The 24,206-nt window shown below is 41.5% G+C and carries 16 protein-coding genes; 6 read left to right on the top strand and 10 right to left on the bottom strand.

Features of this window, described 5'->3' with window-relative positions:
* Window positions 1-7: 7 nt before the first annotated feature.
* The 3 genes from LA303_RS01500 to LA303_RS01490 form a co-directional block, all read right to left on the bottom strand.
* Complete coding sequence (locus tag LA303_RS01500; RefSeq protein WP_240526174.1) at window positions 8-1,264, bottom strand: acyl-CoA dehydrogenase family protein; 1,257 nt, start codon at window positions 1,262-1,264, stop codon at window positions 8-10.
* 56 nt (window positions 1,265-1,320) lie between these two features.
* The gene (locus LA303_RS01495; protein ID WP_240526173.1) at window positions 1,321-2,895 is read right to left on the bottom strand and encodes an AMP-binding protein; all 1,575 of its coding nucleotides are present in this window, start codon (window positions 2,893-2,895) and stop codon (window positions 1,321-1,323) included.
* A 146-nt stretch (window positions 2,896-3,041) separates the two neighbouring features.
* Entirely contained in the window at window positions 3,042-4,487 is a 1,446-nt protein-coding gene (locus LA303_RS01490; RefSeq protein WP_240526172.1) for a hypothetical protein, read from the bottom strand.
* Window positions 4,488-4,583: 96 nt separating this feature from the next.
* Here LA303_RS01490 and LA303_RS01485 point away from each other — a divergent pair, with 96 nt between their 5' ends.
* The 5 genes from LA303_RS01485 (at window position 4,584) to groL (ending at window position 8,451) form a co-directional block, all read left to right on the top strand.
* Window positions 4,584-5,141, top strand: a complete 558-nt coding sequence (locus tag LA303_RS01485; RefSeq protein WP_240526171.1) for an LptE family protein — start codon at window positions 4,584-4,586, stop codon at window positions 5,139-5,141.
* Between the two features lie 24 nt (window positions 5,142-5,165).
* Window positions 5,166-5,978 (top strand): tetratricopeptide repeat protein, encoded by an 813-nt coding sequence (locus LA303_RS01480; protein WP_240526170.1) that lies wholly within the window; start codon window positions 5,166-5,168, stop codon window positions 5,976-5,978.
* A gap of 11 nt (window positions 5,979-5,989) precedes the next feature.
* Complete coding sequence (secG, locus tag LA303_RS01475; protein ID WP_240526169.1) at window positions 5,990-6,358, top strand: preprotein translocase subunit SecG; 369 nt, start codon at window positions 5,990-5,992, stop codon at window positions 6,356-6,358.
* 136 nt (window positions 6,359-6,494) lie between these two features.
* Window positions 6,495-6,773, top strand: a complete 279-nt coding sequence (locus tag LA303_RS01470) for a co-chaperone GroES (RefSeq protein WP_240526168.1) — start codon at window positions 6,495-6,497, stop codon at window positions 6,771-6,773.
* 37 nt (window positions 6,774-6,810) lie between these two features.
* Window positions 6,811-8,451, top strand: coding sequence for a chaperonin GroEL (groL, locus tag LA303_RS01465; RefSeq protein WP_240526167.1), 1,641 nt, complete (start codon window positions 6,811-6,813; stop codon window positions 8,449-8,451).
* A gap of 53 nt (window positions 8,452-8,504) precedes the next feature.
* Here the strand turns inward: groL and LA303_RS01460 are convergent, their stop codons facing one another.
* A complete protein-coding gene (locus LA303_RS01460) occupies window positions 8,505-9,143 on the bottom strand; it encodes a ribonuclease H1 domain-containing protein (protein ID WP_240526166.1) in 639 nt (212 codons plus the stop codon).
* Window positions 9,144-9,279: 136 nt separating this feature from the next.
* On the opposite strand from LA303_RS01460, the gene LA303_RS01455 reads away from it, so the two are divergent.
* The gene (locus tag LA303_RS01455; RefSeq protein WP_240526165.1) at window positions 9,280-11,424 is read left to right on the top strand and encodes a S9 family peptidase; all 2,145 of its coding nucleotides are present in this window, start codon (window positions 9,280-9,282) and stop codon (window positions 11,422-11,424) included.
* 57 nt (window positions 11,425-11,481) lie between these two features.
* Here the strand turns inward: LA303_RS01455 and LA303_RS01450 are convergent, their stop codons facing one another.
* From LA303_RS01450 to LA303_RS01425, 6 genes are all read right to left on the bottom strand, one after another.
* Complete coding sequence (locus tag LA303_RS01450) at window positions 11,482-12,918, bottom strand: leucyl aminopeptidase family protein (RefSeq protein WP_240526164.1); 1,437 nt, start codon at window positions 12,916-12,918, stop codon at window positions 11,482-11,484.
* A gap of 31 nt (window positions 12,919-12,949) precedes the next feature.
* Window positions 12,950-14,224 carry a 3-deoxy-D-manno-octulosonic acid transferase gene (locus tag LA303_RS01445; protein WP_240526163.1) on the bottom strand — a complete coding sequence of 425 codons (1,275 nt, stop codon included), beginning with the start codon at window positions 14,222-14,224 and terminating at the stop codon, window positions 12,950-12,952.
* Window positions 14,225-14,406: 182 nt separating this feature from the next.
* Complete coding sequence (locus LA303_RS01440) at window positions 14,407-16,182, bottom strand: chloride channel protein (RefSeq protein WP_240526162.1); 1,776 nt, start codon at window positions 16,180-16,182, stop codon at window positions 14,407-14,409.
* 219 nt (window positions 16,183-16,401) lie between these two features.
* A complete protein-coding gene (locus LA303_RS01435; RefSeq protein WP_240526161.1) occupies window positions 16,402-17,547 on the bottom strand; it encodes a hybrid sensor histidine kinase/response regulator in 1,146 nt (381 codons plus the stop codon).
* 13 nt (window positions 17,548-17,560) lie between these two features.
* Window positions 17,561-20,557 (bottom strand): tetratricopeptide repeat protein, encoded by a 2,997-nt coding sequence (locus LA303_RS01430; protein WP_240526160.1) that lies wholly within the window; start codon window positions 20,555-20,557, stop codon window positions 17,561-17,563.
* A 44-nt stretch (window positions 20,558-20,601) separates the two neighbouring features.
* On the bottom strand, window positions 20,602-23,337 hold the full coding sequence (locus LA303_RS01425; protein ID WP_240526159.1) for a tetratricopeptide repeat protein: 2,736 nt from the start codon (window positions 23,335-23,337) through the stop codon (window positions 20,602-20,604).
* Window positions 23,338-24,206 lie beyond the last annotated feature (869 nt).

Below are 24,206 nucleotides of genomic sequence, written 5' to 3'. Positions count from 1 at the left end.
CCGACGACTACTCATCATCATTATAAATTTTTTCATCAGGAAGTTCAGCTCCTTCTGCGTCCGGCTCGATATCACGACTTTTTTGTTTTTGCGTTAAAAACGCTTTATAAAATTCATGTTGTATCACCAAATCCATAATTTCATTGGTCCCGGTCCATATGGTAATCAAGCGAATATCGCGCAGCATCTTTTCCACCGGATAAACATTGGTATAACCGATGCCTCCCATGATTTGCATGGCATGATTCACCACTTTCCAGGCTGATTCGGTGGAGAATTTCTTGGCTTCGGAAACCACCTGTCTGATTTGACCTGCCGACACCGGAGCATCAGCCGTTTTAGCTGCCATATAGTTTATAGCACGCGAAGCATCAAGCAAAGTAAGGCTGTCTGACACTTTAGCACTCACCGCTTCAAAAGAACGGATTTTTCGTCCAAAGGCTTTGCGTTTGTCTGCATAACGGGCAGCTACTTCAAAAGCGCCCCGGGCCATACCGACAGCACCACCGGCAGAGGTAAGCCGTTCAGGAACCATCATTTGATGAAATACACGGGTTCCATTGCCAATGCCGGCTTCACCACCCAGCACATTTTTTAACGGAACAGCAGCATCTTTAAATACCAGTCTTCCTGTTCCGCCCCCACGGGTACCCATGAGGCCATAAACATGCTCTACTTCCACACCGGGTCCGCGTTCAACCAAAAAAGCGGTCATCGCTTTTTTAGCATCGTCAATACCTTCCACTTTGGCATAAACAAGAATCAGATCGGCGCCTTCAGCTCCCACCACGAAACGTTTTTGACCGCTCAGATAAAACATATCACCCTTCCGGACTGCCTTGGTGGTGGCAGCAAAAAAGTCAGAACCGCCACGGGGTTCCGTAAGCCCTTCGGCTACACCGATTTCTCCTTTCAGCATAGGAATTAAAAAGCGCTCTTTTTGCTCTTCGGTACCAAACACATGGATCGCTTCGCCCACTATGGAAAACAAAGAGTAAAGACAACCTAACGAAGTTCCGAGAATACCTACTTCTTCCAAAGCCACCATTTCACTGGTCCAGGGCATTCCTGCTCCACCCCATTTTTTATCGAAGCGTAAACCCAGCAGGTTGCGTTTACCGGCTTCACGGATAAATTCCTTGGGATATTTTACTTTGTCGGAATCCATATCCAGCAATAATTGCCGGGGAACCCATTTTACAAAATCCTGCACTTTTTCGCGCAGGGTCAGTTCTTCTTTGGTTAAGATTTGGTCAATTGACATGGTTCGTATTTTTTATTTTCAAACGAATGGTAAAGGTAATAGGTTTTATTGAATTTTTAATTCCCATATTGTTTTCGCAACGCTTTTTTGTTCAGTTTTCCTGCACTGGTCAGGGGGATTTCATCTACAAACAAATAATTATCAGGAATCCAAAATTTGGCAAGTTTTCCTTCTTTTACCTTGGTTAATAAAAAGTCGGACAGCTGCTGTCCTGTCACTTTTTCTGTTGCCTTAATCACAGCCAGAGGCCGTTGTCCCCATTGTTCATTTTTTTCAGGAATTACGGCAACTTGTTCTACTGCAGGATATTCAGAAATAACGGCCTCCAACATTCCTGTTGGGATCCATTCTCCTCCACTTTTTATCGCATCGCCTTCACGATCTGCTACATACAAAGAATGATTTTCATAAAAGAATCCCAAATCTCCTGTTCGGAACCAACCATCGATAAAATGTTCCTTTGTGATTTCCGGTTCTTTGTAATATCCTTCGGGCAACCATGGACTACGCACCCAAACAGAGCCTAAAGTTTTCCCATCATGAGGAACTTCTTTTCCTTCTTTATCTTTAATTGAAATTTCTACCAACGGCAAAGGGCGCATTCCTACACGGCGCCATTCCATAGCTTCCGGTGAAGAAGGATCCACATTTTCAGGAACAACAGATATCGCAGTAGCTAATTGATCAGATCCTCCATAAATCAAACTAAACTGTATTCCTGCACGATGTGCCTGCTGTGCAATTCCGGAAGCAAACGGACTTCCTCCGGTAAGTACCTTTATGTTCTCAAAACCTTCTTGATTTAAAAGCATCTGCAACTGGGTGGGAACCATATTCATCCACGATACTTTTTCTCTTTTTATCAATTCCAATTGATGCGCAGGATCAGCCGCCCCGGGCAATACCAATTTAGCCCCGATGTATAAAGGAAAAAAAGCCATTCCCCAAGCATGAATATGAAAAAACGGAATAAGCGGCATATAAACATCCCGGCTACTGACACGGGCTCCATATTTATGCATGGCCAGGTGATGAAAAAGTTGAATCGCTCCGTGTAATATAGCATGATGCGTATATCGAATTCCTTTGGGTTTACCTGTTGTTCCGGTAGTATAAAAAATGGAAAAAATGTCTTTTTCGTTGGTTTCTTTAGCAAAATCAGGTTCTTTTTTCTCTCCTTCTTCTATTAATGATTCGTACAAGAAAAAATGATGTGATCCATCGGATAATTCTTCATTTTTATCTTCTCCCATATAAACCCAGTTAGGAAACTGAGATAAAATTGGTTTTATCGCCGGAGCAAAAAGTTCTGAAACAAATACCCACTCATCACCGGCATGTTTCATTGAATAAACCATTTGCTCGGGAGCCAATCGAAAATTAATCGTATGTAAAACAGCCCCCAACATGGACGAAGCATAATGAAGCTCCAAAAACCGATGAGTATTTACCTCTAAAACGCCCAATACCGTCCCTTTTTTAACGCCTCTTTTACTTAAACTATTAGCCAGCTTTACCACCCGATCGTAAAATGTTTTGAATGTAAGACGGGTGTTCCCGGAAATAATTTCCTGTTCAGGATACGTAATTACCGCATGATGCAGCAGCTGATGAACAACAAAGTTTTTCATGACGCAAGTATAATTTATGGTTTATAAAATAGTTTTCAGGGAATTTTTCCTGACAAAAACAGGAAAAACATTCTTCTTTCTCTCGAAGGCCGGACATACTTGGATGTTTTGTTGTTCAAAAATAACAAAAAAAGGAGAGGGAAATGCTACATCTCTTTCATCGGATTGTTTTTCACTTCTTTCAAGATATTCAAAAAGGTTTTGTTCTGATGAAAAGAAGAGAAATTTACATCGGTACGGAGTCTTTTAAAATCATAAAAACCTTTGTCTGCCGCTTTTTTTAATGCAGGAAGAATTTTTGATTGCTGGCCCGTTTTGGCATATAACCGGGCTTGTAAATAATACACTTCCGGATTATTGGGATCAACAAACTGATAAATCATCAAATATTTGGCAGCAGCCGGCGTATTTTCATTTTTCAGGCTTCCGTAGGCATATAAATAGGACATCAGGCTCAGGTAATTATACAGACGTTGCACCATTTGTTGTTGAGCCGGAGTTTCGGCTTTTTTCTTCATCATCGAAAGCTGATGCAACGATGTTTTCCACCATTCGCTATTTCTGTTTTCCAGGGCTCGCGTATAAATCTCCTGCCATTTTTTTTCTTCTTTTTTCAGGAGAGCCTGCTGTTCTTTTTGTTGTTGGAAAACAGGATTCTCTGTAATCTGCCGGATCTCTTTTTGATAAGCAGAAACATCGGTTAGTTTTCCCAGAAACTCAATAAGCTGGCGATCGGTACGCTTCAATAACAAGTAATCTTTTTTCTGCAGCGCCTGCTGCCGGATTGAGTCATACCTTCTTTTTATGGTATTTATTTCTGACGGATTCTTAGCAAGACTGCCTTTTTGCATGGCATCGGCATCCAAAAGATAAAAAGCCTGTTTCATCACCGGAAGCGGGGGCCATTGATGGTGTCCGGAAAAAATAAGCAGCGCATGACGCCAACCGGCGGCCTCCAGCTCATTAGACAATCGTTTCATTTCACGATAATTAAAATCGGTATTTCCCACCACACCGATATAAGTCAATTGTTTGTTCACGATTTTATTCAATGGCGGGAAACCGGCCGCGCAGCCAATGGTTCCGGCAATTCCCGGATTGGACAGGCCAATTCCGGCAGCAATACGGGCCCCTCCCGAAAAACCACCGGTATAAATTCGCCGGGAATCCAGTGAAAAACGTTTTTCCACATCATCCATAAAATGATAAATATACTGGTTACGCACCGGCGCTGAAAGTCCGTTTTTCGAATTATTGGAACAAACCAAGATCCATCCAAAATGATCTGCCAATGGCCGGTAGCGACGAACCGGCAATATTCCCCTGGCCTGGGCATCAAATAGAAATAATACCGGGAACGATCGCGACGGAGTATATTTTTTCGGCAAATAAAGGGCATACGACTCATCCGGATGGGCTTCGCATTTTACGGTATCATACACCTGTCCGGAAATAAAAACGGGTTGTTTAGCAACGGGCCCTGCTGCCTTCTCGGCTGTTGTACGGCGATGATTCTGACAAGCCGAAAGGAAAAAAACACCCCCTAAAAACATAAAGAAAAACGCATAGGATATCTTTGAAAAACGTTTCATGTTCTTAATCTTTTACCGGAAACGGATGGTTTACTGAAAAAGGACCCTATTTAAACGAACGGATTTTTTACCTTTGCCCGGTAAAAAAGTTTGATTTTGGCCCTGTTCAAGAAAATATCCGTTTTTCCAAAAACTTTCAAAGATAGGAATATCCTGTTTATTCCTGTGCTGTTTTTGATTTTACCCGTGCTCTTTTTTTCTTCCTGCGGGGTTTATTCATTTACAGGCGCTTCCATTCCGGCAGGAGCCAAAACCATGTCTATTCACTACTTCCCCAACAAGGCCGATATTGTTGAACCCACTTTAAGTGCCATTTTTACGAATGCCTTACGCGACCGTTTTACTTCGCAAACCAACCTGAAAATGGTGGAAAAAAACGGAGATATTAATCTGGAAGGAGCTATTGTTTCTTATACAACCACACCGGTAGCTATTCAGGGCGACGAAACCGCAGCACTGAACCGGCTTACCATTTCGGTAAAAGTTCATTACACCAGCAAGCAGGATCCTTCCAAAGATTTTGAAACCACATTTACCCAATACAGAGATTATCCGTCCACAGAAAACTTCAATTCCATAAAAGCCGACCTGATTAAGCAAATTGTGGATGACCTGACGGACAATATTTTTAACAAGGCACTGGCTAACTGGTAATCAAAACTTTATTACTTTCGTATTATGAATCGCGAACAGTTTACATCCTATTTGCAACAACCCCGTCAATTGGCCGAAGCCCCGTTGTCTGAGTTAACGGCATTGGTAAAAGATTTTCCGTACTGTTCCACTGTTCGTACCCTTTTGGTTCTCAAGTATTTTATGGATAAAAATGTACTGTATGATGCTGAACTGAAGATGACCGCCATTTATGCCGGAAACCGCCGCATTTTAAAAAAACATATTGACCGTTTGAGCGACGAGCCGGTACGTATTGTCTTGCCTGACGAGGAAGCTCCGGAAGAAACAGAGAAAAGCCATTCTGACAAAACCCGCCAACAAAGCGAAAAAAAACCGGAAACTGAAACTGCGGACAAAAAAGAAACAACAAAAGACCAACCCCAACCGCCGAAAAAAGAACCTGAAAAACAGGAAAAACCGAAAGATGAACTCCGTTCGTACACCATCGAAGAACTGAAAAAGATTATTGAAGAACGCATCCGCGAAATTGAAGCCGAAAAGGAACAGAAAAAGAAAGAAAAAAAGAAAAAACAAAAACCATTATCCAAACAAGAACTCATTGATTCGTTCATTCAAAACAAACCGACGATTTCAACACCTGTTAAAAGTACTTTTTACGATCCGGTAGAATACGCCAAACAAAGCGTGGTTGACCAGGAAAACATTGTGAGCGAAACACTGGCCAATATTTATATGACTCAGGGGCACTACGAAAAAGCCATTCACATTTACGAAAAATTAATTTTGAAATTTCCGGAAAAAAGTAGTTACTTTGCAGCCCTTATTGAAAAAGCAAAAAAGAACGTAAACATTTAAAAATTACAACGATGTATATTTTCATTTCCATACTGATTTTAATTGTATGTATCCTGTTGGGATTGATTGTGCTGGTACAAAACCCAAAAGGAGGCGGTCTGGCTGCTAACTTTGGTAGTGGAAACCAATTTATGGGAGCCCGTCAAACTGCTGATTTTCTCGAAAAAGCTTCCTGGACACTTGCTGTAGTATTACTCTTGCTGAGTCTTACAGCTACCATGATTATTCCCCGTGGAAACAAAACCGGAAATATGCAGAATACGGAGTTGCAGAACAAAATTAATAATCTGAAACAACCGGCTGTTGACTTTCAGGCACCCCCAATAAGTCCGGCCACACAAAATAATACCGGAAAAACAACCGAGAAGAAGAAAAAATAATTCCGGTTTATTTATCCCATAAAAATGTCAGAATGTCATAAGCGTTCTGACATTTTTTTTATGCCTGCACTTTGGCATAATATATGACAGTAAGGGAGCAGTTCAAAATTTTAAACGAAAACAAAAGAGAGAGATTATGGATAAGTTGAACATCAAACCGCTTGGAGACAGGGTGGTTGTAGAACCTGCTCCGGCAGAAGAAAAAACAGAAAGTGGAATTATTATCCCCGACACAGCCAAAGAAAAACCCCAACAGGGTACGGTAGTGGCTGTTCCCGACAATGATAAAGACAATAACATCAAAGTAAAAGCCGGTGACCGTGTGCTTTACGGAAAGTATGCCGGAACTGAAATTACCCTTGACGGGAAAGATTATCTGATCTTAAACCAGTCAGATATACTGGCAATTATTTAAAGAAAACGAGTAATAACAAAATAAAAATTTAAGAAAAATGGCAAAAGACATTTTATTCAATCTCGAAGCAAGAGACGGACTGAAAAGAGGCGTAGACGCATTAGCCGATGCAGTAAAAGTTACTTTGGGTCCTAAAGGAAGAAACGTCATTATTGACAAATCTTTTGGCGGTCCGCAAGTGACCAAAGACGGTGTTACCGTAGCCAAAGAAATCGAACTGACCGATCCTATCGAAAACATGGGAGCCCAAATGGTAAAAGAAGTGGCTTCCAAAACCAACGATCTGGCAGGTGACGGAACAACGACTGCTACTGTTCTGGCACAATCCATCGTAACCACCGGACTGAAAAACGTTACTGCCGGTGCCAACCCGATGGACCTGAAACGCGGTGTGGACAAAGCCGTTCAGGAAGTGATTAAATCGTTGAAAGAACAAACGCAGGAAGTAGGCGACCACAAAGAAAAAATTGAACAGGTAGCTACTGTTTCGGCAAACAACGACCACGTCATTGGCGAACTGATTGCCGAAGCCATGGGAAAAGTAAAACAAGAAGGCGTTATTACTATCGAAGAATCAAAAGGTATTGAAACTTACGTAGATGTGGTAGAAGGAATGCAATTCGACCGCGGTTACATCTCTCCTTACTTTGTAACCGATACCGAAAAAATGCAGACCGTTTACGAAAATCCGTATATCCTCATCTACGACAAGAAAATCTCGGTAATGAAAGATCTGCTTCCTATTCTGGAAAAAGCAGTACAAAGCGGAAAACCGCTGTTGATCATTGCCGAAGATATCGAAGGCGAAGCTTTGGCTACTTTAGTTGTAAACCGCTTGCGGGGTTCATTGAAAGTAGTAGCTGTTAAAGCTCCTGGCTTCGGTGACAGAAGAAAAGAAATGTTGGAAGACATTGCCATTTTAACAGGTGGTACTGTGGTTTCCGAAGAAAAAGGCTACAAACTGGAAGATACTACACTGGACATGCTCGGTGAAGCCGAAAAAATTTCCATTGACAAAGAAAATACAACTATTGTCAGCGGAAAAGGCTCAAAAGAAAACATCGATGCCCGCGTAGCCCAGATTAAAGCCCAGATTGAAACCACTACCTCGGATTATGACAAAGAAAAATTACAGGAACGTTTGGCCAAACTGGCCGGTGGCGTAGCAGTAATTTATGTGGGCGCTGCCAGCGAAGTGGAAATGAAAGAGAAAAAAGACCGCTTCGAAGATGCTTTGGCTGCTACCCGTGCTGCTATTGAAGAAGGTATCATCCCCGGTGGTGGTGTAGCTTATATCCGTGCTATCGAAGCACTGGAAAAACTGAAGGGCGAAAACGAAGACCAGAACACGGGTATTGCTATCGTAAAACGTGCTTTGGAAGAACCATTGCGTCAAATCGTTGAAAACGCCGGACTGGAAGGTTCTGTAGTCGTAAATAAAGTAAAATCCGGAAAAGGTGACTTTGGTTTCAATGCACGCACCGAAACTTACGAAAACCTGATCAAAGCAGGTGTTATCGATCCGACCAAAGTTTCGCGTGTAGCACTTGAAAACGCAGCTTCCATTGCAGGTATGTTGCTGACAACCGAGTGTGTATTAAGCGAACACAAAGAGGAAAATGCCCCGGCTCCTGCTATGCCTCCGATGGGTGGCGGCGGTATGCCTGGTATGATGTAATGATTTCCTCCTCAATTTATATTCAAAAAAAGCCGGTTAAACACCGGCTTTTTTTATTTCCTTCCGTAATCTGCCGGGATCTCTCCCCAAAGGCGGGTTTCCCATTTTAAAATGGGAATGTTGCTGTAATCATTCTCTTTTAACCAGCGAAGCGCTCCGTGCACTGCTTTGAGCAATTCCTCATTCTTTTTCGTCCATTTGAGTTTGGTATTTACCTGTTTTTTTCTGACCCAGGCAATCGCCGTGCGCGAATCAGAATAAACCGGCATCACCAGTTTGTTTTTTTTCAGCCAGGCCAACGCCAAAACAATGGCTAGGAATTCGCCAATGTTTACCGTTCCCTGATCATAAGGACCTCGCCTGAAAATTTCAGTACCAGTATCGGTATACACTCCGCGAAATTCCAAAATTCCGGGGTTTCCTTTGCAGGCAGCATCAACCGAAAGACTATTTAAAATCGGTTTTTTATCGGTGGTCAGTTCGTGCAGATTCTTTTTCCCCTTCAGCTCACGAATTTCTTCATACGATTTTTCAAAAGCAGCCCGGGCCTCTTCCAGCGACGAAAAAGATTTGTATTGTGCGCGTTCATAACCATTTATTTGCTCTTTGCAGGCTTCCCAGGTATGATAAATCCCCGGACGAAATCCACGCCAAACTACATAGTACTTTTTCTTTCCGTTTTTTTTGCCCATGCCACAAAAGTAAACCTTTTTGCAAAAAACTTTCCGGCAAAACCGGTCAAAAGGGCAGATTGAAAAAGATTCGCCTCTTTCGCTGAAAACCGCTAATTTTGCCTGTTTTATTGCATTTGACTAAAATTTTAAACAAATGAAAAAATGGACATTTACGGTGCTGGCACTCTTTTTTGCTACCACCTTTAGCCTGCAGGCCCAACAAAAAACCATGACGGCTGCAGATGCTTCTTATCTGAATCCCGCATTATTTCCCAAAAGGGTAAATCAGTTACAGTGGCTGGGGAAAACAGATCATTACGTATTTTCAAAAAATGACAGCCTTTTTAAAGCCGATGCGCTTCACGGAAAAACCACACTACTTTTTGATCTTCACACATTAAATCTTGATTTGAAAAAAGCAGAACAGGATACCGTACAACGATTCCCCCGTTTTCAGTTCCCTGTAACAGGAAAAGCCGATTTTGAGGTCAAAGGCCGGTTTTATTTGTATGATTATACGCAACATCAAATCAAAAAGCTTAATCAGATACCGGATACTGCCGAAAACGTAAGTTTTAACCCAAAAACCGGCAAAGTAGCATTCACCATTAAAAACAACCTCTATTTTGCAGAAAACGGAAAGGTTACCCAAATTACCCACGATAAAAATCCGGACGATGTAAATGGCCAGATTGTATCGCGCAACGAATTTGGAATTACCAAAGGGATTTTCTGGTCGCCCAACGGACAAAAACTGGCTTTTTACCGCAAAGATCAGTCTCGTGTTTTTAACTATCCGCTGGTTGACATCAATCACCGGATTGCCAAAGTAAAATACATTAAGTATCCCATGGCCGGAACGCCCAGTGAATACGTTACACTTGGTGTTTATGACTTTAAAACCGGAAAAACCCTTTTCCTGAAAACCGACCCGAAATCAGAACAATACCTGACCAACATCACCTGGGGACCGGCCGGAAAATACATTTACATTGCTGTACTCAACCGCGACCAAAATCACATGTGGCTGAACAAGTATGATGCCTCCACCGGAAAGCTGGTAAAAACCCTTTTTGAAGAAACGAATCCGAAATATGTAGAGCCGCTGTTTCCTCTGTATTTCAATCCGTTTAATCCTGACGAATTTATCTGGAACAGCCGCCGCGACGGGTGGAACCACCTGTATCTTTACAATACCGATGGAAAGCTGATCAAACAACTTACCAAAGGGAAGTGGGAAGTAACTCATGTTTTGGGATATTTCAGAAAACATTATGTTTACTTTATCTCCACCAAAGAAAGTCCGTTACAACAAAATATCTATTCGGTTGATTTACGAAACGGCAAGGTCATCCGGCTGAGTCCTGACCACGGCACACACAGTGCAAAAGTGAGCAAAGACGGTAAATACATTATCGATATTTTCAGCAGCACGGATGTTTGCCGCAGATATCAGGTTTTAAATGACCGTGGCCGGATTGTTCGTGTAATCCAGAATGATAAAGACCCGCTGGCTGATTATAAACTGGGTAAAATGTCGATCTTCACCTTGAAATCAACCATTGACGGAGCTCCGTTATACTGCAGAATGATTAAACCGGTCGGATTTGACAGCACCAAAAAATATCCGGTCATTGTTTATGTTTATGGTGGCCCGCACGTCCAGCTCATTACCGACAGCTGGCTGGGTGGCGCCGGATTTATGCTTAATTACCTGGCAGAAAATGGCTATCTGATCTTTACACTCGATAATCACGGTTCTGAAAACCGTGGCCGCGATTTCGAACAGGTGATTTTCCGTCATCTGGGAACCAATGAAATAAAAGACCAGCTTACCGGAGTAAAATACCTGAAATCATTACCATATGTGGATACTACCCGCATGGGCGTGGATGGCTGGAGCTTTGGTGGTTTTATGACCACATCGTTAATGGTTCGTACACCAGGTGTTTTTCAGGTGGGCGTTGCCGGCGGACCGGTTATCGATTGGAAATATTACGAAGTCATGTATGGCGAACGATACATGGATACGCCACAACAAAATCCGGAAGGATATAAAGAAGCCAGTCTGTTGAATTATGTGGATAACCTGAAAGGTCATCTTCTGCTGATACACGGCACCATGGATCCGGTAGTTGTTTGGCAACACAGTTTATTGTTTGTTCAAAAAGCCATTCACGATAACAAATTGATGGATTACTTTGTTTATCCGGGGCATCAACATGGCGTAACCGGCCGCGACCGGTTACAACTTACCCGGAAAATCAAAAGTTATTTCGATCAATGGTTAAAACCATAAATAAAAAAAGCCGCAGAAAAATTCTCTGCGGCTTTTTTGTTTTCAAACAACGTGATTTTATTCCATGATAAAGCGGATAAAATGGTAAAAGAGTCTTACTCCTACACCAGTACCGCCAACACCACGATAGCTGTCTTTCTTATCTAAAAATGCCGGACCGGCAATATCAAGATGGATGTACGGATAAGCGGTGAAATGCTCCAGGAATTTACCGGCCGTAATGGCACCGGCTTCTACGCCACCAATATTTTTCAGGTCGGCGATTTTAGATTTCAAAGCTTCCTTGTATTCATCCCAGAAAGGAAATTCCACAATCCGTTCGTGGGTTAATGCCGCTACTTTTTTCAGATTTTCAAAATCGTCATCTGCTTTGGCTTCCATTCCCACAATAGCCTGCGGACCAATGGCACGGGCAGCCGCTCCGGTAAGTGTAGCCATATCAATTACCAGCTCCGGATTATATTCTTTGGCATAGCTCAGCGCATCAGCCAGAATCATTCGGCCTTCTGCATCGGTATTCAACACTTCCACCGTTGAACCATCATGCATGGTAATGACATCACCGGGGGTATAAGCATTTCCATCCGGACGGTTATCCGTTGCCGGAATCAGTCCGACCACATATACCGGAAGTTTGGCTTTGGCAATAGCATACAGCGCAGCAGCCACTGCAGCGCCTCCGGCCATATCGCTTTTCATGGTATCCATAAAATTGGTCGGCTTCAGGCTCAGTCCGCCGGTATCGTACACAACCCCCTTACCTACAAACACATAAGGTTTTTTGTTTTTGGCATTTTTAGGTTTCCATTCCACAATGGTAAACGTCGGAGGTTCCACGCTGCCTCTGTTCACAGCCAACAGCCCACCAAACTTCAGGCTTTCCAGTTTTTTCTTGTTAAAGATTTCCACTTTGGCTCCTGCCTGTTGTGCCAGCGCTTTGATTTCTTCGGCAAATTGAGTTGCTGTCAGATACGAAACCGGTTCGTTTACCCAATTACGGGCTGCATAAACCGCATCCAAAACAATTTGCAGTTCCTGAAGATCCTCTTCCGTTACTTCGCCATCATACACATCGACTTCTTCAATGGTATTGTCTTTTTTCTTATCCGGTTTTTTATATTTGTTAAATGCGTAATTCCCCAACAGGAAACCCTCGGTAAAAGCCAGGGTTTCTTCTTTTTCCACACTTACATTAAAGATAACCGTACGTTCTACACGGGCCTGGTTAAGCTGTGCCTGTGCTTCGTCACCCCGCTGACGATAAGCTTCAAGCCGAACGGCACGGGTACCGACCACTTCACCAAAAACAACCGTTAAAACATTTTTATACCGGTTAATTGAAACCACGTTATGGTTCAGGCGATGCTGTTTTTTTACATAGTTAATTTCTTCTTCGGTAAGTCCGAGATGAGTTAAGTCTTTGCCGTCTTTCACCAGGAAAATGGTGTCGGCTGCTGTAGGCTTTCGTAAAGCCTTTTTTAGTATTGTATCCATATTTACTTGTTTTGGTTGATATTAAATTGATTTATAAGTTCCGTGATAATTTTTCTTTTTGTTGAGCCACCAAATACTCTTTGATTTTTTCGATGGTTTGAAAAGTGGCTCCCGCTTCTTTTTCCACATATTGCTTGGCTGCTTGTCCGGCCTGGATGCGGAAATCCGGCTGCTGAAATAAACGGTCAGCCACAGCAAAAAAACTTTTTTTATCCTGAATGGTAAAACCCCCTCCGTTTTTCAGCAGATCGTGTGCTTCGCGAAACGGCTTATAATGCGGCCCAAAAATAACAGGGACGCCATAAACCGCAGCTTCCGGAAGATTATGAATTCCGGAACCAAATCCGCCACCCACATAAGCCACTTGGCCAAACCGGTACAAATAAGAAAGGATTCCCAGCGTGTCGATGATCAGAATCCTTGATTTTTCATCCACCGGTGCCTTGCCGGTTTCCGAATATAAAACCGGATGAAAAGCGTTAAACTTTTTTCTGATCTCCTGAATATGTTCTGCATCGATTTTATGCGGAGCCAGAATCATTTTTATTTTTTGATTCTGTTTCAGATAAGCACTGAGAATATCTTCACCGGCAGGCCAGGTACTCCCGCAAACCATCACATCGCTGTGATTTACAAACTGCTGAATTACCGGAAAATCAACTTCCTCACGAGCGATCTTCAAAACCCGGTCGAAACGGGTATCACCAATAATCTGATGGTGATAAATATGAATGGAATTAAGCAGGTCAGAAGAGGTTTTGTCCTGCACCATAAACCAGGTAACTTTTTGCAACTGATGCCGAAACCACCGGGCCCAGGGTTTAAAAAAGTATTGTTCCTTCCGGAAGATGGCCGAAATAAAAAAGAGCGGGATTTTGTTTTTGGATAACTCCTGAATAAAATTGTACCAATATTCATATTTGATGAAAACGGCCAGTTTAGGCCTGAAAATTTGAATAAACCGCCGGACATTCCGGGGTTTATCTAACGGGAGATAAAAAACATAATCTGCGCCATCGTAATTCTTTCTTAATTCATAACCCGAAGGAGAAAAAAAGGTAAGCAGAATTTTATAGCGGGGAAAAGTTTCTCTAAAAGCTTCAATGACCGGTCTTCCTTGCTCAAATTCTCCCAGGCTGGCTGCATGAAACCACACCACATCTTCATGTTTGCCCACAACTTTCTCCATGTCAGAAAAAAGGTTTTTTCTGCCGGCAATCCACTGCCGGGCCGGGCCATAAAAAGGAGCAGCTAACCGAATAAGGAAGCCATAGCCATAAATAAAGATGTTATAAAACAATCTCATCTAAACTGTTATAAATCCGTTACTTTTGTCCTTTTCCCTTACGTTTTGCAAATATAGTAAGAATTACTTTTATAAAACTGTAAAACTATAACGGATTCTTCAGATTTTATTGCCACAAATTGACAAAAAATTAAAAGGAATAAAAAAAAGTCAAATACAAATTTCAGTGGAAGTTAGACCGGTTAGTCTTCAGAAAACTCTTTCAGTAATTGACGATAATGCGAAAAAACATTGGCTCTTGATACAAAACCCACATATTTGCCTTTATCCAATACCACCAGGTTGTATTTTCCCGAATGTTGGAATTTACCCGCTACCGTTTCCATGTCATCGCTCAGTTCCACAATAGTGGAGGGGTGAAACATCAAGCTGCGTACCGAAACCTTTTCATACATTTCAGGATGAAACATCAGATGCCGGATCTGATCCATGACAATAATTCCGTAAAAGTTATTTTCTTCGTCCACTACCGGAAAAATATTCCGGGTCGATTCGGCAACTACTTTAATTAAATCCCCCAGGTTTCCTTCGGGATGTACGGTTTTAAAATTCGTTTCGATCAAGGTTTTGATGCTCATCATGGAGAGCAATGCCCGGTCTTTATGATGGGTAAGCATATCGCCGTGTCCGGAAAGCTGAATGGTGTAAATGGAGCGGCTGGAAAAAATCCGTGTTAATCCGTAAGAGGTGGTAGCCACAATCATAATAGGAAAGATAAGCGAATAACCACCGGTAATTTCAGCGATTAAAAAAATAGCAGTCAACGGAGCGTGAACTACCCCGGCCAGTAATCCGGCCATGCCCACCAAAGCAAAATCACTAACCGGAAGGCTGGCCATTCCAAAAAAGTTCATGCTTTTGGCAAAGAAAAGCCCGGTCATGGTACCGATAAACAAGGTGGGAGCAAAAACACCCCCAATACCTCCCGCTCTGAATGTCAACGAAGTCGCAACTACTTTCAGTAAAATAATCGCCAACAACAACACCAGTGCCACCGCCTGATTACTGCGCAGGCCGTAAAAGATACTGTTATCAAAAATAAAACTAAGATTTCCCTTCAAAGCCGTATTAATCGCTTCGTAACCTTCGCCGTAAAGTGCCGGCATCAGAAAAATTAAAAACCCAAGCAACGAAGCGCCAACCAACAATTTGGTAAGCCAACCCGGAATCTTATCAAAGATACGTCCGCTAAGTACATATCCTTTGATGTAATACACCGAAATCATGGCACAAAACACCCCAAGGGCAAAATAGTAAATCGTATCGGAAAGCGTAAAACGATACACCACCTGAAAAGGATAAAGTACATCTTGCCCAAGGAAAGCGTATGAAGTAATGGCAGCTACAATGGAAGCCAGCAACAAAGGGACCAGCGAGCTCATGGTCATATCGAAAAGAATCACTTCCAAGGCAAAGACAATCGCTGCAATAGGGGCTTTAAAAATAGCCGACATCGCTGCTGCTGAGGCAAACCCCAACACGGCAACCACCTGTTTGTAATTAAGTCCCAGTTTTTTGGCAATCACCGAACCAATAGCGGCTCCGGTAACCACCGTAGGACCTTCCAATCCTACCGATCCGCCAAAACCCACCGTAATGGTACTGGTGATAATTGACGAAAAAGTGTTGTGTGGTTTGATAATTCCGTGATTTCGCGAAATGGAATACAACACATTAGGAATTCCATCACGCACCGGCCGCCGCAAAATAAACTTGATAAAAAGCATCACCAGCAAAATACCAATAGCCGGATATACCACATACAAATAATTGGAATAATCGATTTCGAATCCTCCGGTGAGCAATTTTTTGATGATAAAAACCAGATTTTTCATCACAACCGCTACCATCCCGGCCAAAAAACCGACTACCACACTGAGCACAATCATCAATTGACGGTCGGGAATTCTTCTGCTGAGTATAAGCAGTGTATCGGAGAATTTTCTTTTTCTTTTCATGGTTGTCAGGGGACAAATGTAAAAAGTTTCATTATTCGATGAATACCGGAACAGGAAAATTTTCGGCAAGTGAAAAATCACCGGAAAAACGGATATAACGGCTGTTTTCGACCTGTTTCAGAAATATGTATTACCAGACACTAATCAGCAGTATAGCATCATTTTACATCTAATCTCAAGCCGGCGTTATTACAAATAATATTGTAAAAAACGATGTTATTAAAAGATCAATCGGACGTATGCTCCGCCTTCTGGTCTGTTTCCTGCTTCTGTTTTCCCATTATGGTAATCCATAATCAACTTCACGGCTGCCAGAGAAAGGCCTGTACCTTCGTCATGCAGAATATCACCGGTGGTAAAAATTTCAAAAAGACGTTGCCGGGCTTTTTCATTAAACCCGGGGCCGTCATCTTCACACGAAATAATTGTATTTTTTTTCGTCCGGGTTACCGTTAACTGAATATTAACTTCCGGCCCCCCGTATTTTACCGCATTCTCCAACAACATATCCAACGATTTCTTGAGCAACGAAGTATTGGCAGAGAGCATCATCTTTTCATTGTCCATGACCAGCCTTACCGTTCCGTATTTGCCCTGATATTTTTGTTCGAATTGATGGATTACAGATTCCAGGATATACTTGATTTGTGTAGGAAGAAAATCGGGTTGGTTTTGATTGACTTTTAAGTCAGTGATCAGTAAAGCCGTTTCCGAGAACCGGGTTAACCGTCCGGCTACTTCTTCCAGATACCGGAGATATTCCCGTTGTTCTTCATTTAGTTCGGTAAGGTTAAGCAACGTGGTCAGTCCGGCTATTCCGTTCAACGGGGTTCGCAGCTCATGGCTGATAATATCCAGAAAATCGGTTTTTGCTTTTTCGGTCTGATTCAGTCTTTCATAAGCTTCTTCCAGTTGCCGGGTACGTTCTCTTACCTTTTCTTCCAGTTTTTCATTCAGTTCTTGAAGGGCAATTTTTTGTTCATGCAGCTGAATGTGGGTGCGGGTACGGGCCAGCAGTTCCGAAGCATTAAACGGTTTGGTAATATAATCTTGCCCGCCTGAGGCAAAACCTTTCACAATACTGTTCATATCCGCTTTTGCTGTCAGAAAAATAATCGGGATTTCGCTGGTTTCCGGATCGTTTTTCAAAGCCCGGCAAACTTCAAAACCATCCATTCCGGGCATCATAATATCCAGCAGAATTAAATCGAACTTCTCATATTTCGTGATAGAAAGAGCCTGATTGCCGCTTTGCGCATAAGCAATCTGATAATTCTCTTTAGACAGGATATTCCCCAGAATCTGAATGTTTTTCGGGATATCATCCACGATAAGGATTTTATGTTTTCCGGAAGATTGCATCATGATGGTTAAAAAATTAAAAGAAGATTTTTATTTGTTTTAAAATCAGTTCTATGGTTTCAATTTCAAAATGTTCGGCAGCGCTCACCAAATCCTGGGCTTTGTTTTTCAACGACAATACCCGGTGTTTTTCGGCAAAAACAATCATTTCTTTTCCAAAAAGAATAATATCATCAATCACGCGGCTTCGATAAATCTTTTCGTACGTGGTATGAAATTGTTTTGAAAAAGCTGCTCTTACCCGGCTTTCCATCTCTCCTGCAGAATGGGTTTCTGACCGGTCTTCGGAAACAACTTCCGGTTCCGGTTGATTTTTTTCCGGACGATAGGGTTCGGAAGAAACTCTTTCGACATGGTGGAAACAAATGGTAAACCGGGTACCTTTTCCGGGCTGACTTTCTAAAGAAATCACCCCATTCATGGCTTCTACCAATCTTTTGGTAATGCTAAGTCCCAGCCCGGTTCCCTGCTGTTGTTGCGAAAAAGTTTCGGAAGATTGTTTAAATGCTTCAAAAATCACTTCCTGCTCTTTCTCCGGTATTCCGGATCCGGTGTCTTCAACAACTACTGTAATATCAAAGTAATCTTTTTCATCCGGTATTTTATCTCCGTGGGCAGAAACCTTTACATGGCCTTTATCTGTAAACTTAATGGCATTTCCAATGAGATTAAAAAGAATTTGTTTGAACCTTACCCGGTCCAATAAAAACAATCCGTGTAGCGAAGACGAAACAGATGCAATAAACCGGATGCCTTTTTCTTCGATTTGCGGGTAAAAAATTCCGCGGATTTCTTCAATAATGGAAAAAACAGATACCGGCTCGTAAAACAGTTCCAGTTTATCTGCCTGTATCTTAGAAAGATCGAGAATATCGTTGATCAACGAAAGCAGGCTGTTACTACTGTTTTTTATGGATTCCAGAAAAGTTTCTTCTTTTTTGGTTTTGGCCATCGGAAGAAGCAAGTCGGTAAAACCAATGATGGAATTAAGTGGCGTACGAATTTCGTGGCTGATATTGGCAATAAAAAGCGATTTAGCCCGGTTAGCTTCTTCTGCCTGGTTTTTGGCTCTGCGGATTTCTATGTTTCGTTTGCGCAACTCTGCATTTATTTTCCGGAGTCGCTCTTTTCTCTTTTCGGCGGTCTGCTCGGCCAGTTTCCGCTTGGTAATGTCTTCAATAATTCCTTCGTAGTAAAGGGTCTTATTGTTTTTATCACGAATAATCCAGGCACTTTCGTTCACATAAATCTTACTTCCGTCCGCTTTTTCCCAAACATCTTCGCGCCCGGTAATGATTCCTTGTTTTTCAATCAGTTGTATAAATACTTTGCGCGCTTCTCTTTTGGTTTCATTCAAATTGATTTTTTTCAAATCATCAGAAGTATATCCCAGCATGCGAAGCAACGTTTTATTGGCAAACAAAATTTTTCCGTCCGGCGTAGTTTTATACATGCCAATAGTGGCATTCTCCACAATACTCATGTATTGTTCACGACTAGTAAACAACTCGTCATTCAGCTTGCGCAGTTCTTCAGCCTGATGAGAAATTTGCTGGTTCCGGGCTGCTAAAATCGCGTAACTCTTGTTGAGCAGTTTGTTTTTGTATTGTATAAAAAAGAAAACGATCAGCGAAGCAAAAACAAAAAATGAGATAAAAATAACCAGGATCAGGCGGGTGGTTTTTTCCTCGGCAAGCCGTACTTCGTTTAGCTTGGTTTGCTTACGCAAAAGGATGTTTTCTTTTTCTTTTTTTTCGGCTTCAAGCCGAACTTCCATTTCACTGATCATTTGCCGGTTTTTGTCGGAAAAGATCTTTTCGTGAATTTTATTGTACTTCAACAAACTGAAATAAGCGTTTTTGTAATCTTTTCGTTTGAGATAAATTTTCGATAAAAGATCATAGACTTCGAGAAGAATATCTTTGGCACCGATACTTTTGGCCACGGTTAAAGTAGAATCAGCATATTTTTTGGCCGGTAACAATTTGTTTTTCCGGTAATAAATTTTTCCGATATCCAGCAAGCTGATAGCAATCCGGCGACGGTCGCCGATGGCTTTTTTCAACGGGAGTACCTTTTTTTGCAAGTCCAGGGCCCGGTCATACCGTTTTTGCTCGTAATAAACTTCTGCTTCGTTACTCAGGGCAATGACATAAAGAATGTTACTGTTAATTTTCCGGGCAATCCGCTCGGCTTTCATATAATAACTCAGGGCTTCAAAATAATGATTTTGTTTCTTCTGAATATCACCAAGATGAAGGAACATATTGGCTTCGTGAAAAAGATCGCCTGTTTCGTGGTAAATTTTATACGCAGACGTAAAAAATTCTTTGGCCCGTTCGGGTTTCCCCCAGTTTTCCATTACAATGCCCATTTGGTTGTCAATGGCTGCCAGTCCTTTTTTGTCATTCAGGCTTTTATATATATCATAAGCCCGCTGCAATAAGCCAATCGATTTGGCATAATCGTTATAATTGGTCCATACTTTTCCTTCTCCCTGTAAAGCATCTGCAATTCCTGATTTTATTCCCAACTCTTCAAAAAGCAGGCGGGCTTTTTGATAAAACTCTGCTGCTTTTTTATACCGGCTCCACGAAAAATAATTATTGGCCAGTTTTAAATACAACCGGGCTTTCCGTTCCTTATTACACATCTGGAAAGTATGGATAATCTGCTCATAGAGCGAATCTGCTTTTTTGTATTGCCCGAGCATCTGGTAATTTTCGGCTGCATAAAACATGGCATGAGCATATGCCGGATCATCTTTCAGCTTTTTGGCAAGCCGAAGGGTAAGCAGGTTTAAAGGCAAAGCTTTTTCAGGATCGGATTTTTGATACAACGCAGCCATCTTTTTAGAAAGAATTAACCGGTCTAATGGCGAGAGCAAACTATCTTTTAGCAATGCCGAAATAGAAACAGTGTCGGAAACAGTATCTAACTGTACTGAACAAAAAGTTTTGCCGGGAGTAAGGAGTAAAAAAACAGACAACAAAAACAAGGTCCGCTTAAACACGCGGAAAACAGCATTTTTGCCATAAACTATTTTTTCTGCTCCTTTCATTTGCGATGAAAAATCAAATCGTAAGCCTGCTGAAAGATACGCATTTGATTTTCAATCAATACGATATCGAAATTCTTAGCATATACATTCAGTTCTGTGGCAAAGTTTTCCAAATTGAACAACTTATTTTTAACCGCAAAATGCAATATTTTTTCAGTAAAATCATTGATCTTATCAAACATTTTTGTTTGATACGCTTCTGAAAACTCCTTTTGGTAAATCTGTTGGATCTCCTGAAACAATAAAGCATCCGTCTGAACGGACAGCGGCTCGAAAAGCTTTACGGCTTTGTCGTATTCTTTTAATTTTCTCAAATATGCATTTAACGTTTCTTTTATCTGAGATATGTTCTTGTCATGCAAAGATAAAACATCACTATGGGCAATATTAAAAGCGGGTTCTTTATTGATATTTAAAATGATAAAACAGTAACGGTTATCCAGGTTTTCTTTTTCAAAGATATTCAGGGTGTTTTTTAAGATATCTTCTTGCAGACAGCAGAAAACGACCATCCGGTATTCTTCCAGATTTTTCCGGGCCCATGTTAAATTAAGTCCGACATCTTCAACAAGGTAACCATTCTCCGTAAAAGTTTTTATTGCTGTTTCTTTTAGCGGATGCGATTCACTGATGAACATACACTTCATCTGTTCTTCCGTGTGGATCATCTTTTGTTCCGACAGCTTAACAACATGGCCATCTACTTTTTTCACTCCGTAAAACAGAATAGTAAAACGGCTTCCTTTTCCCGGTTGGCTTTCCAACTGAATTTCGCCGTTCATGGCCTGAATCATGCGCCGGGTAATAGCCAGTCCAAGTCCTACCCCTTCCGACTTTTGTCGTGTTTCGGCCTGATGAAACGGTTCAAAAATATTCTCTTGTTCTTCAGGAGAAATTCCCTGGCCGGTATCTTCCACATCGATTATCAGCGTCACCGTTTGGTCTTGATCCTTTTCGTTTGTCACGGAAGCATGAACTTTTACGCTTCCCCGTTCCGTAAATTTGATGGCATTTCCTACCAGGTTCAATAAAATCTGCCGTAAGCGGGCTTCATCAAAAATTATTGTCGGCGGAACATTTTCATCAGTTTCGGCATAAAGATGCAATCCTTTATTGGAGGCTTCCATGCTAAAGATCTCAGATACCTCACGAAGAATTTTTCTCGGATCGGTTTCCTTATACTCAAGCGAAATATTTCCATCTTCAATTTTTGAAAGATTTAAAATATCGTTAATTAACGCCAACAGACTTTCTCCGCTCGATTTAATGGTACGGAGATAATTTTTTTGTTTTTCGTCAGTAGTCATGGAGTAAAGCAAATCGGAAAAACCAATGACAGAGTTTAACGGAGTCCGTATTTCGTGGCTGATATTGGCCAGAAAATCGGTTTTTGCCCGGGCACTTTCTTCTGCTTTCCGGATGGCTTTTTGGAGCGCCTGATTGCTTTTTTTCAATTCTTTTTCTGCTCTTTCTATTTCTTTTGTTTTTTCCCGTAACAGTTTGTTTTGTTTTTCTTTATTGAAAAGATAAAAAATGACAAAAGCGAGCACAATAAGCAGGATAGCAAAAGCGCTCCAGGTAAAATAGAGCAAATATTTCTGTTTTTTCAGTTGCAGAATAGCAATCCGGGTTTTTTGTTTCTCCAGTTGCATCTGACTCTTCTGGCGTTCGGTATCAAACTGAATCTGTAAACGCGCGATATTTTTTTTAACATCCAGATTAATCAGAGAGTCGTGATAAGCGTTTTTCAGTTTCAGGCTGGCAATGGCTTTTTTATAGTTTTTCATTGCCATGTAAGTCTTGAACAAAACGGCATAACCCTCTTCCAGAATAGCTCTTGCCCTGATTTTCTTTGCCAGTTCAATACCGGGTAACAGATACCGAAAAGCTTGTGTATACTCTTTTAATGCACTGTAGGCTGTACCGGTTTTGATGTAGGCATAAGCCATGTTGTCGTAATCTTTTACTTCGCGGGTAATTTGAAGAGCCTTTTTGGAGAATTGCAAAGCCTCGCGGTATTTTTTTTCTTTGATCAACACCCCTGCAATATCGTTACTGCAAATAGCAACCCCTCTTTTTGAACCGATTCTTTGGTTAATGGCAAGCGAAAGTTTATAATACTGAAAGGCACGGGCAAGATTTCCTTTTTCTTCGTAAACATGTCCAATGTTATTCAGATTGATAGCAATGCCAATCGGGTTGTTCCGGTTTTGCTCAAGCCGCAAACTTTGTCTAAAATAATTCAGCGCCTGATTAAAATCACCCAGCATCACATATACATTGCCAATGCTGTTCACCGCCATGGCCCGGCTTACAGAATCGCCTGTTTGGGCAGCCAGTTTTAAAGCCTTAAGGTGATACTCCATGGCCTTTTGGTAACTGTCAATACGGCGGTAAACCACACCCAAATCATTATAAGAAAAGATGAGTAATTTATTATTTCCTGTTTCTTTGGCTATATCAATGGCTTTTTTGTGCAGCCAGATAGCCATCGAATATTTTGCTTCATTACGGAACCGTTCTCCCAGTTTATTCACAGCATAACCTGCAGCAGAAAGGTGTCCGGTTTTCCGGGCAAATTCAATGGCCTGCTGTATTTTCTGGTAAAACTGTTTTTTTGCTTCGGAAGAGGCTTTTCGTTTGAGCAATGTATCTGCTCCGAAAATTTGTTGCACCACACGAACAGAATCGGAAGCAATACCGGAAACATGCTGCGATATTCCGCTTTCCATCAAATGACGTTGTGGTCCGGCTTCCGTAAAGGCATAAAAACAGATCAATACCAAAAAAAAGAAAAGCCGAAAAAATAAAGTTTTTATTAACGACATAACTTACTATAAACAATGCTTTTGCCGGCAGGAAACAATGAGTCGGTTCATTGCTCCGGGGTTTTCAGAAGCAGGTTGATTTTATTACTTTTTGTTTTGCCTGCTAAGATAACGAAAAAAAGAGTTACTGTCCAAAAACACAAAACATTAACAACTCATCGTTTTTCATTCTGCTCCTCTCATTAAACATTCAAACTTCAAGTACTTCAAATGCCTGAAGTTTGAAGTGCCTAAAGTGGGAAATCACAAAAAACAAAAAGGCAAATCACAAAAAAATCCCAAGCCCCAAACGCAAAATACCAAAAGCCAACAGTTTTGTCCTGCTGAGCAACGCGAAGCATCTCGTTTAACGGCCTCCTTCATCGATAAGATGCTGTGTATTGGAGTCCCGTAGGGACGACTTATTACTATTGACGCTGAATTTATTCAGAGGCCGGTGTTCAACCCCTTCAGGGTTATGATTTTCTGATGGGTTTATTTCCCTGCACTTCGTACAGGGTTATTCTGGTTTAATCCCTTCGGGATTGGTCGCAAACACGAGATAAATATCAGGTTAACTTTAAGTACTTCACACTTCAAATTTCAAGTACTTCAAATGCCTAAAGTGGGAAATTACAAAAAACAAAAAGGCAAATCACAAAAAAATCTCAAATCCCAAAAACCAACCGGTTTGTCTTGCTGAGCAACGCGAAGCATCTCTTTTAACAACTGTGATTATTTTTTGAGATCCTTCACTTCGTTCAGGATGACAGTAAAAAACACAGTTAACATAT

This window comes from Candidatus Sulfidibacterium hydrothermale (assembly GCF_020149915.1).
In the GTDB taxonomy this organism is placed as follows: Bacteria; Bacteroidota; Bacteroidia; order Bacteroidales; family F082; genus Sulfidibacterium; species Sulfidibacterium hydrothermale.
The sequence above is the reverse complement of the archived record's forward strand: the minus strand, read 5'-3'. Positions and strand labels throughout refer to the sequence as shown.

Excerpts from the sequence above, each read along its gene's own strand:
- LA303_RS01500 (WP_240526174.1), bottom strand. The coding sequence starts at position 1,264 with ATGTCAATTGACCAAATCTTAACCAAAGAAGAACTGACCCTGCGCGAA.
- LA303_RS01495 (WP_240526173.1), bottom strand. The coding sequence starts at position 2,895 with ATGAAAAACTTTGTTGTTCATCAGCTGCTGCATCATGCGGTAATTACG.
- LA303_RS01490 (WP_240526172.1), bottom strand. The coding sequence starts at position 4,487 with ATGAAACGTTTTTCAAAGATATCCTATGCGTTTTTCTTTATGTTTTTA.
- LA303_RS01480 (WP_240526170.1), top strand. The coding sequence starts at position 5,166 with ATGAATCGCGAACAGTTTACATCCTATTTGCAACAACCCCGTCAATTG.
- secG (WP_240526169.1), top strand. The coding sequence starts at position 5,990 with ATGTATATTTTCATTTCCATACTGATTTTAATTGTATGTATCCTGTTG.
- LA303_RS01470 (WP_240526168.1), top strand. The coding sequence starts at position 6,495 with ATGGATAAGTTGAACATCAAACCGCTTGGAGACAGGGTGGTTGTAGAA.
- groL (WP_240526167.1), top strand. The coding sequence starts at position 6,811 with ATGGCAAAAGACATTTTATTCAATCTCGAAGCAAGAGACGGACTGAAA.
- LA303_RS01460 (WP_240526166.1), bottom strand. The coding sequence starts at position 9,143 with ATGGGCAAAAAAAACGGAAAGAAAAAGTACTATGTAGTTTGGCGTGGA.
- LA303_RS01455 (WP_240526165.1), top strand. The coding sequence starts at position 9,280 with ATGAAAAAATGGACATTTACGGTGCTGGCACTCTTTTTTGCTACCACC.
- LA303_RS01450 (WP_240526164.1), bottom strand. The coding sequence starts at position 12,918 with ATGGATACAATACTAAAAAAGGCTTTACGAAAGCCTACAGCAGCCGAC.
- LA303_RS01445 (WP_240526163.1), bottom strand. The coding sequence starts at position 14,224 with ATGAGATTGTTTTATAACATCTTTATTTATGGCTATGGCTTCCTTATT.
- LA303_RS01440 (WP_240526162.1), bottom strand. The coding sequence starts at position 16,182 with ATGAAAAGAAAAAGAAAATTCTCCGATACACTGCTTATACTCAGCAGA.
- LA303_RS01435 (WP_240526161.1), bottom strand. The coding sequence starts at position 17,547 with ATGATGCAATCTTCCGGAAAACATAAAATCCTTATCGTGGATGATATC.
- LA303_RS01425 (WP_240526159.1), bottom strand. The coding sequence starts at position 23,337 with ATGGAAAGCGGAATATCGCAGCATGTTTCCGGTATTGCTTCCGATTCT.